Here is a 12,322-nt window from a genome sequence, read left to right as displayed (position 1 = left end):
GCTCAGCCGCCGGTGGCCTGGGCCTGAGACGCCATCAGTTCCAGCATGAGCGCGATGCGTGCCTTGACCGGCGTCAGCGCGCCCGCATCGCGCAGCACCGCGCCCGGCGTGGGAAGAATGCGCCCCTGCACGCAGCGTGTGGCTCGCACCACGCCGATGCCGGCTGCCTGCGCCCTCAGGGCCGCAGCTTGGAGGGCTTCGTGCAGCGTACCGTTGCCGGTTGCCGCAAGCACCAGGCCCTGCACCGGCTCCGCCGCACCCGACTGCCGCTCCGCCACCAATAGGTCGACGATGCTGCCGCCCGCCTCGGCGTGACTGAACAGGATCTCGACCCGAGGCCAGCGCACGGCCCGCACCACGCGCGCAAAAGCCTGGCGTGCGGGCTCCGGCGCCGAGGTTGGCCACGGCCTGAGTTCGCGCATGGCGCCTTCTTCCACGTAAGCCACCGGCCCTGCATCGCCGGAAGAGAAGGCATCGATGCGGTAGGTATGCACCTTTTGCACATCGAACGCGCTGTGCACGGTGCCTGCGCACACCACCGTCACTCCCCGTGCGCCGGCGCTGGACGCGACCGCGATCGCATCGCGCACGTTCTGGGGGCCATCGGGCGTCAGGGCGGTGGCAGGCCGCATGGCACAGGTCAAGGCCACCGGCTTGGACGGCGCCAGCACGGACTGAAGAAAGAACGCGGTCTCCTCGATCGTGTCGGTGCCGTGGGTGATCACGAGGCCCGCCACGTCGGGGTCCGCCAGCCAATGCGCGCAGCGCTCTGCCAGGGTGCGCCAGATCGCGAAACTCATGTCCTTGCTGTCGACCTGCGCAACCTGCTCGGTCTGTACCGCGACGCCGGAAGGCGCCTCGACGCCTTCGAGCAACTCCGTCACGCCCACCTGCCCGGCGGTGTAACCGATGTTGTCGCCTGACGCCGCCGCTCGGCCGGCGATGGTGCCGCCCGTTCCCAGAACGATGACGCGACGCCGGGTTTGTTGCTTCGAATCGGCCATGGCTTGCCAAAGTTTCCAAAACTGGTTAAAAATACAGCTACTGGATGTTCAGCCAGTACAGCAAGGAGCCGCCAATGCAGTTCGCCCCCAAGCTTACCGCCCGTCAACAGCAGATTCTCGACTTGATCCAAAGCGCCATCGCCCGAACCGGGGCGCCGCCCACGCGCGCCGAAATTGCGGCCGAGCTGGGCTTCAAGTCTGCCAACGCGGCCGAAGAGCATCTTCAGGCGCTGGCGCGCAAGGGCGTCATCGAGCTGGTGAGCGGTACCTCGCGCGGCATCCGGCTCAAGGGCGACGCATTGCGCTCGCTCAACGAATCGCGCAATAACCAGTATTCGCTCTCCCTGCCCGGCATGGCCCAGCTCGCTCTGCCGCTCATCGGGCGTGTCGCAGCCGGTTCGCCCATCCTGGCGCAGGAGCACGTCGACCAGACCTATTACGTCGAGAACACCTTGTTCCAGCGGCAGCCGGATTACCTCCTCAAGGTGCGCGGCATGTCCATGCGAGACGCCGGCATCATGGACGGCGACCTGCTCGCCGTGCAATCGACCAAGGAGGCGCGCAACGGCCAGATCATCGTGGCGCGGCTCGGTGACGAAGTCACCGTCAAGCGCCTCAAGCGCACCAAGCAGGTCATCGAGCTCCATGCCGAGAACCCCGACTACCCCACCATCATCGTCCAGCCTGGCGAGCCTTTCGAAATCGAAGGCCTGGCCGTCGGCCTGATTCGCAACACGATGCTGATGTAGCCCCCATCGGGCGGATGCGCGCGCGTCGCGCGTTCCGCCCCCCAACGGCTGCGACAGGTGGCGGGCGTATGGCCAAGGGGCCATCACCCTGTCGCGGCCGACGACGACAGCAATCCTGCCTGTGTTCAACCTCTGACCTTCATGGAGTTTCACATGGGAATTGCTCTGCTCAGCTTCGCCGACCTGTTCATGCCTCTGCAATCGTTGGCCAGCCGATGGATGCCTTCGCGCCGCGCGAACGCATCCGGTCTTCGATACGTGGGAATCCGTCCGAGTTGCGCGACACGTCCGGCCGCAGCCGTAGCGACGCGCCTGGCGGCGCAGGCCCGCCCGTTGCGCGTGGTTCGTACGGTCGATGCGCAGACGAGCGGCCGCAGCAATGGCCGCGTCGTCATCTCGGGCCGCATGGCAGACGTGTGCGCCGAACTCGAACGCCTGGCCGCACTCGAAGCGGCCGGCACTGCCGCGTCATCCGGCCGTCTGCACTAGTCTCGACGCTGCGCGCCGGCCTCACTGGCGCGCAGCCTTAACCCACGGGCATCCTGCGCTTCTGGCATGCATGCGCGGCGCCGTGGGTAGTGCGAGGCACAATGACGTGCCATGAACATCGTGATCCTCGACGACTACCAGGATGCAGTGCGCAAGCTGCGCTGCGCTTCCAAGCTCGATGCCTATGCCGCCAAGGTCTATACCAACACCGTGAAGGGGATCGGGCAGCTGTCGGTTCGCCTCAAGGACGCCGACGTCATCGTGCTGATCCGCGAGCGCACCCAGATCTCGCGCCAGCTCATCGAGAAGCTGCCCAGGCTCAAGCTCATCTCGCAGACGGGCCGCGTCGGACATCATGTCGACGTTGCTGCTTGCACCGAACACGGCGTGGCGGTTGCCGAAGGAACGGGGTCGCCACTCGCGCCGGCAGAGCTCACCTGGGCGTTGATCATGGCCGCCATGCGCAGGTTGCCGCAGTACATCAGCAACCTCAAGCACGGCGCGTGGCAACAGTCGGGGCTCAAGTCCGCGTCGATGCCGCCCAACTTCGGCATGGGGTCGGTGCTCAAGGGCAAGACGCTCTGCATCTGGGGCTACGGCCGCATCGGCCAATTGGTGGCGCGATACGGGCAGGCCTTCGGCATGCAGGTCGTGATTTGGGGCCGCGAAGAAAGCTGCGCCCGCGCGCGCTCCGACGGCTTCCAGGTCGCGCCCAGCCGCGAGGCCTTCTTCATGGCCGCCGACGTGCTCTCGGTCCATCTGCGGCTGACCGACGAGACCCGTGGGCTAGTCACGCTGGAAGACCTGCTGCGCATGAAGCCTACCGCGCTCTTCGTCAACACCTCGCGCGCCGAGCTGGTTGAGCAAGACGCCCTCCTGGCGTCACTCAACCGCGGCAGGCCGGGGCTCGCTGCGATCGATGTCTTCGAAAGCGAACCCCCTCTGCAAGGGCATGCGCTGCTGCGGCTCGAGAACTGCATCTGCACGCCGCACATCGGCTACGTGGAGCAGGACAGCTACGAGTTGTATTTCGGCCAGGCCTTCGACAACGTGGTGAGCTTCATCAAGGGCAGCCCGACCAACATCGTCAATCCGGGCGCGCTCCAGGTGCGTCGTTGAAGCGCCCCGCCCTGCCCGCGGCCCTCTGGGCACTGCTGGCGGGCAATTTCGTGATCGGCACCGGCGTGATGGTCGTGCCGGGCACGCTCAACGAACTGAGCACCTCGCTGCAGGTCAGCGCGGCCACCGCAGGGCAGCTGATCACCGCCGGTGCGATGGTGGTGTGCTTCGGCGCACCGCTGCTGGCAGCCCTGGTCGCGGGCTGGGACCGCCGGGTGCTGCTGGCCGCGACGATGCTGTGGTATGCCGCCGGCCATGTGCTCGCGACCTTGATGCCGAGCTTCGGCGCGCTGCTCGCGGTGCGCATGCTGACGGTCATCTCTCCCGCGATCTTCACGCCCCAGGCAGCAGCCTGCGTGGGCCTCCTGGTGCCGCCGGAACAGCGCGGCCGCGCGGTGACCTTCGTCTTCCTCGGCTGGTCGATGGCCTCGGTGCTGGGCCTGCCGTTGGGCGCCCTGATCGGTGGTCATTTCGGTTGGCGCCCGGCGTTCATCCTGATCGCCCTGCTGTCGCTGATCAGCGCCGCCTGGATCTGGCGCCAGCTTCCACCCGGCATCCGGCCTCCTGCCCTCACGCGCGCCGCGTGGGCGCAGGTGCTCCGCAGTCCCTTGCTGATGGGCGTGGTCGCCGTCACGGCCCTTCAGGGCAGTGGCCAGTTCGTTCTCTTCAGCTACTTCGCGCCGGTGTTGAAGCAAACGGTCGGGGCGGACGCGACCTCGCTCGGATTCGTCTGGGCCTGGTTCGGCGTCTGCGGCCTCGTGGGCAACATGCTGGTGAGCCGCACCATCGACCACCTCGGCGCGTCGCGCATGGTGCTTCTCACCACGGCGTCGATCGCCCTGAGCCTGCTGCTATGGCCGCTCGGTGTCAGCCTGATGGGATTGGCGCTCATCCTCGTGCCCTGGGGCCTGGGCTGCTTCGCCACCAATTCGGCGCAGCAGGCGAGGCTCGTCTCGATGGCGCCCGCGCTCGCGCCGGGTTCGGTCGCGCTCAACAGCTCGGGAATCTATGTGGGTCAGGCGGTGGGCGCCGCAGCCGGCGGTTGGCTGCTGGCCCATGATGCGATCGCCTGGATGAGCTGGGCCGGCCTTGCCATGCTGGTCTGCGCCCTGTTCCTGAGCCTGGCGGTCGACCGGGCCCAGCGGCATTCACCGGCGTTCAGCGCTTCTTGATCGGCTTCGGCGCGATCTCGGCCTCGGTGTCGGGGTCGAAGAGTTCGAAGTCGATCACGTGCGGATCGGTCGACGGAGCCGGCGGCGGCTTGGGTGAGTCGATCGGCGCCCGCATGGTTTCGAAGGCGGTGCGGTCGAAGTCTTCCAGGTCCAGGCTGACGTCGGGCTGCACGCGCACCGAATCGCGATCCGGAACATCGGGCGCCGGCGCTGGGGCTTCGGGCACCAGCACGGTCTCGTGACCCAGGTGGTCGTCGATGGCGCCGTACATCGAAGGCGGCAACGTCGGGCCGGCATCGATGGCGTCGGGCGGACTTTCGGGCTCGAACGGCGCCGGTGCCGTGAGCATCGCGTCATGGCTATAGGTGTCGGCGAAGGACTGCGCCGTGACCGGTGCCGGCGGTGCGCTGTCCGGGTCGATGACTTCCTTGGCGACCGAGTAGAGCAGCAGCAGCTCCTGGTAGGCCGCCAGGTCGAAGACCTCGTCCTCGTGCGTGCCGGGCTTGCGGAAGATCAGTTCCTCGATCAGCGCCAGCGTGCCCGGCGCAGGCCACTGCGATTCGATGCGGGCCAGCGCGCCTCGGTAGTGCTCCAGGCCCTTGCCGGTCTGGTTGAACTGATCGAAGTCGGGCACGTCGGCGTTGAAGGCATGCTCGAACTCTTCGGACAGACGCGCATAGTCGTCCTGGCGGTCCAGCGCATGGTAGATGCGCAGCAGGTCGAGGTAGGCCAACGCACTGGTGCCGGGGTTGGTGGCGATGTGCTCGCGCAGCACCGCGATGGCCTGGTCGTGCTGGCCCAGCGAGAGGAAGAAATCCGATTGCTGCTGGACGTCGAACAGCTCTTCTGTGTTCACCGGCCGCACGGGGACACCGTCCGGCGTGCGCGCGGGCGGCGGCTCGGGTTCGGCCTCTTCCGCGTCGGGCACCAGGCCGGCGAAGGTGGTCGTGCCGAAATTGGTGGCATTGGCGCTGTCGCGGCGGCTCGACTGCTCGGCGAGATCCTCGTCGACCATCTTGTCGAAGGTGTCGGGACGGGTCGGGCCTTCATCAGCCTTGGCCGAGGGCTCACGCCACCAGGCGGGCTCGGCGCGCCGGGCGGCAAGGCGCCACAGCAGCAGGATCGCGACCAGCGCCAACAGCAGCAAGCCGATCAAGGCATAGACGAGCGGGTTGCTGTAGCGGCTCTCGCGTGCGTCGGCGAGTTCGCTGCGAAGTTCGAGCAAGGCGCGCTGGTTCTGCGCCGTCTGCTCGCGCAGCGTGGCCAGCGTGGCCTCCAGCGATTTGATGCGTTCGCTCTCGCGCTGGGCGTCACGCTGTGCAGCCTCGGGGTCGCCGCTCAGGGCACGCCAGTCGGCCGCGGCGGCGGCGCGCCGCGCCGGGTCTTCGACCGCCGGCATGGTCAGCTGGTTGGTGGTCTTCAGGCCGGGTTGCGCGACCGGCACGGGCTCCAGCGATTCGAGCTGGAGACGGGCACCACCCACACGCGCTTCGCGTCGGGGTGCTTCGGCAGCAGGTGCCGGCGCCGGGGCGCGGGGCGTGACCGAGCGCGGGGCGGCCGCCACAGGCGGAGGGGCGGCAGCAGGCCTGCGCGGTGCCGCTGCGGGCGCTGCCGCACGACGCGGCGGCGGCGCATCCGCATCTTCGCTGCGTGCGGCAGGCGCGGCCGACTGGCGCCGGGCAGGCGCGCTGCTCCCGAAACCAGACGATGACCCCGCTTCGGAGCCGCGCGAGTTCGAGGCGCCTTCGGGTATGCGAACGGAAGGCGGCGGTGTTTCGGTGCGCGCCACGAGAGGCAGCGATGCCTGCGTGGGCACATCGGCCAGCAGGACGTAGCTGCGCGAGGAGCGCATTTCGCAGCCTGCGCGCACGCTCACGTTGATCACCGGCTCGTCGACGCTCTGGTTCGAGCGGATGCGGATGCGCGAGTTGGATGGCGTGGTGCCCGGCTCGAGCGACACGCGCAAGCTGTCGTTCGACATCGGGTTGTCGCCCTGCATCACCTCTGCTTCGAGGCAGAGCGCACCACCGGCCTCGGCGTCATCCAGCGCGAGCGGGATCACCACGTCCAATGGCTTGCCGATCCAGACGGCGCCCTGTGGCCGGCCTATCGTCAAGGCAAACGATTCAAATGCGCACCCGATTAGAAAGAGGGCCGCAGCCAAACGTGGTGGTTGCAAAATGACTGGCTACAAAAGTATTCGAAAGTGGCCGCATTCTGGCACGCCTCAAAGGCGCACCTTTTTCACGGAGAGACAATTATCAAATGACTGTGCAGTTTTCCAACGTAGGAATTATCGGAGCAGGCGCCATGGGACGCGGAATCGCCCAGATTGCCGCCCAGGCGGGGAGCCAGGTTCTCCTGCTCGACAGCTTCGAAGGCGCGGCCGTCCGGGGCCGGGACGCCATCATCGCTCAATGGAACAGATTGCTGGAGAAGGGCAAGCTCGATGATGCCGCGCGCGACATTCTGTCAGGGCGAATCAGAGCCGTCGATTCGATGCAGGCGCTCGCAAGCTGCGACCTGGTGATCGAGGCCGTGGTCGAGGATCTGGAGGTCAAGCGCAAACTGTTCCGCGACCTCGAAGCGGTGGTCGCGCCCCAGGCCGTGCTCGCGACCAACACATCCTCGCTCTCGGTCACGGCCATCGGCGCGGCGATGGCGCAGCCGCAGCGCATGGTGGGCTTCCACTTCTTCAACCCTGTACCGCTGATGAAGGTGGTCGAAGTCGTGGCGGGCTTCAAGACCGATGCCGAGGTCTGTCAGCGGCTCGCAGCCTATGCCAAGCAGATGGGCCACGCTGCCGTGCAGGCGCAAGACACGCCGGGCTTCATCGTCAACCACGCGGGGCGTGGCTACGGCACCGAGGCGTTGCGCATCGCGGGCGAAGGCGTGGCCGACTTCGCCACGATCGACCGCATCCTCAAGGACCAGGCCGGCTTTCGCTTGGGGCCCTTCGAGCTGCTGGACCTGACGGCGCTCGACGTCTCCCATCCGGTGATGGAGTCGATCTACCGCCAGTACTACGAGGAGCCACGCTACCGGCCCAGCGTGATCACGGCGCAGCGCCTCGCGGCCGGCGCGCTCGGTCGCAAGACGGGCGAAGGCTTCTATCGGTATGTCGACGGCGTCGCGCAGCAGGCGCCCGAGCCTGCCGTGCCTGCGCTCGAAGGCAGCCCGTCGGTCTGGATCTCGCCCCGCGCCGCACGGCGGCCGGAGTTGATACGCCTGGTGCACACACTGGGCGCACAGCTCGAGACCGGCGCGACGCCCTCCTCCGCTGCGTTGATCCTGGTTGCACCGCTGGGCTTCGACGTCACGACCGTCGCGGCAGTCGACCGGCTCGATGCCACGCGCACGGTCGGCATCGACCTGATGGTCGACGACGCAGCCACCAAGCGGCGCGTGCTGGCCACCAACCCGGCGACGCGGCCCGACATGCGTGATGCTGCCCACGCGCTGTTCGCGCGCGACGGCAAGGCGGTCAGCGTGATCCGCGACAGCGGCGGCTTCGTCACGCAGCGCGTGGTCGCGACCATCGTGAATATCGCGGCCGACATGTGCCAGCAACAGGTCTGCTCGCCGGCCGACCTCGACACCGCCGTTAAGCTGGGGCTGGGCTACCCGCAGGGCCCTCTCGCCATGGGCGACCTGTACGGGCCGACCAACATGCTCGAAGTGCTGTTCAACATGCAGACGGTCTACGGCGACCCGCGCTACCGCCCGAGCCCGTGGCTGCGCCGCCGCGGCGCGCTGGGCTTGAGCCTGACCCACACGGAAGAATAGACCCGGCAACAATCAATAGAAGCAAGGACGAGCGACCGACCGATGACCGCCGAACTCAAGAGCACCACCGAGGGCAGCACGATGGTGCTGACCCTCTCCAATCCGTCCCAGCGCAACGCACTCGGGCCCGAGATGTACGCCGCGGGCATCGAAGCCCTCAACGGCGCAGAGAGCAGCGACGAGGTCCGCAGTGTCGTGCTGGTGGGCGAAGGCGCCTGGTTCTGCGCCGGCGGCTCGCTGCAGCGCCTGCTGGGCAACCGCGAGCGCGAGCCCGCAGTGCAGGCCGAAAGCATCGAAGCACTGCACAACTGGATCGATTCGATCCGCACCTTTCCCAAGCCGGTGATCGCAGCGGTCGAGGGCGCGGCGGCCGGTGCCGGCTTTTCGCTGGCCATGGCCTGCGACCTGATCGTCTCGGCACGCGATGCGGTGTTCGCCGCGTCGTACAGCAACGTCGCGCTGTCGCCGGACGGCGGCCTGAGCTGGCACCTGGCGCAAATGTTGCCGCGCCAGCTCGCGAGCGAATGGCTGATGCTGGGCGGCCGCATCGAGCCGGCGCGCCTGCATACCGTCGGCGTGGTCAACGAACTCACCGAGCCAGGCCAGGCGCTGTCGGCTGCACTCGCGATCGCGAAGCGCCTGGGCGAACGGGCGCCCAATTCGTTGGCCAGCATCAAGGAGCTGCTCAGCGAAGGGCGCGGCGGCACTTTGAGCGCCCAGCTTTCGCAGGAGCGCGACCACTTCGTGCGCAACCTTCACCACCCCAACGCAGGCATCGGCATCAACGCCTTCCTGGCGAAGGAAAAGCCGCGCTACGAATAGCGCCGCGTCGCTCGGGCGACAGCGCCCGGGCCCCTCAGTCACGCACAGGACAGTTCATGGACGAGCCCATTCTTACCATCGAAGAACGAGAGGCGATCAATGGTGGTCGCTGGTTCTCTTCTTTATCCCCTTCCCTGCGTCACGACATTCTTCGATGCACCTTCGTCAAGCGCTACAAGGACGGCGAGCTGATCGCCGCGCGCGGCGACCCGCCCGACCAATGGATCGCCTGCGCCAAAGGCGCGGTGCGCGTGAGCTCGACGGCAGTGTCGGGCAAGCAAGTGACCTTGACCTACGTGGAGCCCGGCATCTGGTTCGGCGACATCGCGATGTTCGACGGGGACCGCCGCACGCACGACGCCTACGCGCATGGCGACACCACGATCGTCTGCGTGGCGCGGGCCGACTTCCAGAAGATTTTGGCCACGCACGTCGAGCTGTACGAGGCGTTGATGCGCCTGCAGGCGCGCAGACTGCGGCAGCTCTTCGGGCTGGTGGAAGACTTGAACACGCTGCCGCTGCGGGCGCGACTGGCCAAGCAGCTCATCCACCTCGTGCGCAGCTACGGAGTGCCCAACCTGGCGGACGGAAGCCAGATGCGCATCGGCCTGCACCTGGCGCAGGAAGAGCTGGCCCAGTTGCTGGGCGCATCGCGCCAGCGCGTGAACCAGGAGCTGAAGGCCATGGAGCGCGAGGATGTGATCCGCATCGAGCCGGGCGGCCTGGTGGTGCTGGACCGCGCCTCGCTGATGCGCATTTCGGAAGCCGACGACCAATAACAGAACGCAGAGACATGACCCAGGACTTCGACAACTTCGTCGGCACCCGCGCCGTTTCGCAGCAGCACCTTTTCGATGTCGGCGCGCTCACCGCCTGGCTCGAGCAGAACCTGGACGGCTTCGCGGGGCCGCTGTCGGTCGAGATGTTCAAGGGCGGCCAATCCAATCCGACCTACAAGCTGGTGACGCCCGCTCGAAGCTACGTCATGCGCGCCAAGCCCGGCCCGGTGGCGAAGCTGCTGCCGTCCGCGCATGCGATCGAACGCGAGTTCAAGGTCATGAGCGGTCTCGCCGGCACCGACGTACCGGTGCCGCAGATGCACTGCCTGTGCGTCGACGAGGCGGTGATCGGCCGCGCTTTCTACATCATGGAGTTCATGGAAGGCCGCGTGCTGTGGGACCAGTCGCTGCCCGGCATGAGCAAGGCCGAGCGCAGCGCCATCTACGACGAGATGAACCGCGTGATCGCCGCGCTGCACACCGTGAAGTTCGCCGAGCGCGGCTTGGCCGACTACGGCAAGCCGGGCAACTACTTCGAGCGGCAGATCGGCCGCTGGAGCAAGCAGTACATGGCGTCCATCACGCAGCCCATCCCCGAGATGGACCGCCTCATGGAATGGCTGCCGGCCCACATGCCGGCCAGCGCGCGCGACGAGAAGATGATTTCCATCGTGCATGGCGACTACCGGCTGGACAACCTGATGTTCCACGCCACCGAGCCGCGCGCGATCGCCGTGCTCGACTGGGAACTGTCGACGCTGGGCCATCCACTGGCCGACTTCAGCTACCACTGCATGTCGTGGCACATCTCGCCCGGCAAGTTCCGCGGCATCGGCGGCCTCGACCTGGATAGCCTGGGCATCCCGTTCGAGAGCGACTACATCCGCCGCTACTGCGAACGAACCGGCCTCACCACCCCCGAGGCACTGGCGCCAGACTGGAATTTTTACCAGGCCTACAACCTGTTCCGCATGGCCGCGATCCTGCAGGGCATCGCCAAGCGCGTCGAGGCCGGCACGGCCTCGAGCGAGCAGGCGGTGGCCTCGGGCCGCGGCGCCCGGCCGATGGCCGAGATGGCCTGGCAATTCGCCCAGCGCGCCTGAGCGCACTTTCACCCACAGGAGACAGCATGGATTTCGACTATTCGGCCAAGACCAAGGACTTGCAGGCGCGCGTCACCGCGTTCATGGAAGCCCACATCTACCCTGCCGAGGCCGAGTACTCGGCCGAACTGGCCGCCAACACGGCGGCCGGCAAGCGCTGGACCGCGCTGCAGACGGTCGAGAAGCTCAAGCAGAAGGCCAAGAGCCAGGGCCTGTGGAACCTGTTCCTGCCGGTGGACAGCGCCGAGGTCTCGGGCTACAAGGGCGGCGGCCTCACCAACCAGGAATACGCGCCGCTGGCCGAGATCATGGGTCGCGTGCCATGGGCACCCGAGGTTTTCAATTGCTCGGCGCCCGACACCGGCAACATGGAGACCATCGCACGGTATGGCTCCGACGAGATCAAGGCACGCTGGCTCAAGCCGCTGCTCGAAGGCGAGATCCGCTCCGCCTTCGCGATGACCGAGCCCGACGTCGCATCGAGCGACGCGACCAATATCTCCACACGCATCGAGCGCCAGGGCGACGAGTACGTGGTCAACGGCCGCAAGTGGTGGATCTCGGGTGCGGCCGATCCGCGCTGCAAGGTGTTCATCACCATGGGCAAGACCGATCCCGAGGCGCCGAAGCATTCGCAGCAGAGCATGGTGGTGGTGCCGGCCGATGCCAAGGGCATCCGCATCGTGCGCCCGCTCAACGTGATGGGCTATGACGACGCGCCGCATGGCCACGTGGAAATGTTCTTCGAAAACGTGCGCGTGCCGGCCGGCAACATCTTGCTCGGCGAAGGCCGGGGCTTCGAGATCGCCCAGGGCCGCCTCGGCCCGGGACGCATTCACCACTGCATGCGCCTGATCGGCCTGGCCGAGCGCGCGCTGGAGCTGATGTGCCGTCGCGCGTCCTCGCGCGTGGCCTTCGGCAAGACCGTGGCCTCGCAGACGGTGACGCAGGAGCGCATCGCCGAGGCCCGTTGCAAGATCGACATGGCCCGCCTGCTGACCCTCAAGGCCGCCTGGCTGATGGACGTGGCCGGCAACAAGGTGGCCAAGGCCGAGATCGCGATGATCAAGGTGGTCGCGCCTAACATGGCCTGCCAGGTGATCGACTGGGCCATGCAGGTGCACGGCGGCGGCGGCATGTGCGACGACTTCCCGCTGGCGTACGCCTACGCGGGGGCCCGTACGCTGCGCTTCGCCGACGGCCCGGACGAGGTGCACCGCAACGCGATCGCCAAATGGGAACTGGGCAAGTACGGCACCGACAAGGTCGGCAGCGACATGCCCGTGACGCGCTTCTGAC

At 67.4% G+C, this 12,322-nt stretch carries 11 protein-coding genes; 9 read left to right on the top strand and 2 right to left on the bottom strand.

The window, feature by feature from the left end:
* Positions 1–2: 2 nt before the first annotated feature.
* Positions 3–1,004 (bottom strand): asparaginase, encoded by a 1,002-nt coding sequence (locus tag B0W80_RS00285; protein ID WP_076997095.1) that lies wholly within the window; start codon positions 1,002–1,004, stop codon positions 3–5.
* Positions 1,005–1,078: 74 nt separating this feature from the next.
* Between B0W80_RS00285 and lexA the strand changes: the two genes are divergently transcribed.
* The 4 genes from lexA (at position 1,079) to B0W80_RS00265 (ending at position 4,533) form a co-directional block, all read left to right on the top strand.
* Positions 1,079–1,753, top strand: a complete 675-nt coding sequence (gene lexA, locus B0W80_RS00280; RefSeq protein WP_076997094.1) for a transcriptional repressor LexA — start codon at positions 1,079–1,081, stop codon at positions 1,751–1,753.
* A 153-nt stretch (positions 1,754–1,906) separates the two neighbouring features.
* On the top strand, positions 1,907–2,242 hold the full coding sequence (locus B0W80_RS00275; RefSeq protein ID WP_076997093.1) for a hypothetical protein: 336 nt from the start codon (positions 1,907–1,909) through the stop codon (positions 2,240–2,242).
* 111 nt (positions 2,243–2,353) lie between these two features.
* The gene (locus B0W80_RS00270; RefSeq protein ID WP_076997092.1) at positions 2,354–3,361 is read left to right on the top strand and encodes a D-2-hydroxyacid dehydrogenase family protein; all 1,008 of its coding nucleotides are present in this window, start codon (positions 2,354–2,356) and stop codon (positions 3,359–3,361) included.
* Complete coding sequence (locus tag B0W80_RS00265; RefSeq protein ID WP_076997091.1) at positions 3,358–4,533, top strand: MFS transporter; 1,176 nt, start codon at positions 3,358–3,360, stop codon at positions 4,531–4,533. Before B0W80_RS00270 ends, B0W80_RS00265 begins: the two co-directional genes overlap by 4 nt.
* Here B0W80_RS00265 and B0W80_RS00260 read toward each other — a convergent pair.
* On the bottom strand, positions 4,520–6,649 hold the full coding sequence (locus tag B0W80_RS00260) for a bZIP transcription factor (RefSeq protein ID WP_143684419.1): 2,130 nt from the start codon (positions 6,647–6,649) through the stop codon (positions 4,520–4,522). The two genes, B0W80_RS00265 and B0W80_RS00260, sit on opposite strands and share 14 nt — an antisense overlap.
* Positions 6,650–6,798: 149 nt before the next feature.
* Between B0W80_RS00260 and B0W80_RS00255 the strand changes: the two genes are divergently transcribed.
* The 5 genes from B0W80_RS00255 to B0W80_RS00235 are packed head-to-tail and all read left to right on the top strand — an operon-like array spanning position 6,799 to position 12,321.
* A complete protein-coding gene (locus tag B0W80_RS00255; protein WP_076997089.1) occupies positions 6,799–8,319 on the top strand; it encodes a 3-hydroxyacyl-CoA dehydrogenase in 1,521 nt (506 codons plus the stop codon).
* A gap of 42 nt (positions 8,320–8,361) precedes the next feature.
* Complete coding sequence (locus B0W80_RS00250; protein WP_076997088.1) at positions 8,362–9,141, top strand: oxepin-CoA hydrolase, alternative type; 780 nt, start codon at positions 8,362–8,364, stop codon at positions 9,139–9,141.
* A gap of 56 nt (positions 9,142–9,197) precedes the next feature.
* Positions 9,198–9,920, top strand: a complete 723-nt coding sequence (locus B0W80_RS00245; protein ID WP_076997087.1) for a Crp/Fnr family transcriptional regulator — start codon at positions 9,198–9,200, stop codon at positions 9,918–9,920.
* A 14-nt stretch (positions 9,921–9,934) separates the two neighbouring features.
* Positions 9,935–11,023, top strand: coding sequence for a phosphotransferase (locus B0W80_RS00240; protein ID WP_076997086.1), 1,089 nt, complete (start codon positions 9,935–9,937; stop codon positions 11,021–11,023).
* A gap of 26 nt (positions 11,024–11,049) precedes the next feature.
* Complete coding sequence (locus B0W80_RS00235; protein ID WP_076997085.1) at positions 11,050–12,321, top strand: acyl-CoA dehydrogenase family protein; 1,272 nt, start codon at positions 11,050–11,052, stop codon at positions 12,319–12,321.
* Position 12,322: the final 1 nt, after the last annotated feature.

The organism is Variovorax sp. KK3 (assembly GCF_001984055.1).
Lineage (GTDB): Bacteria > Pseudomonadota > Gammaproteobacteria > Burkholderiales > Burkholderiaceae_C > Variovorax.
Note: the sequence above shows the minus strand (reverse complement) of the source record. Positions and strands in the feature narration are given on the sequence as shown.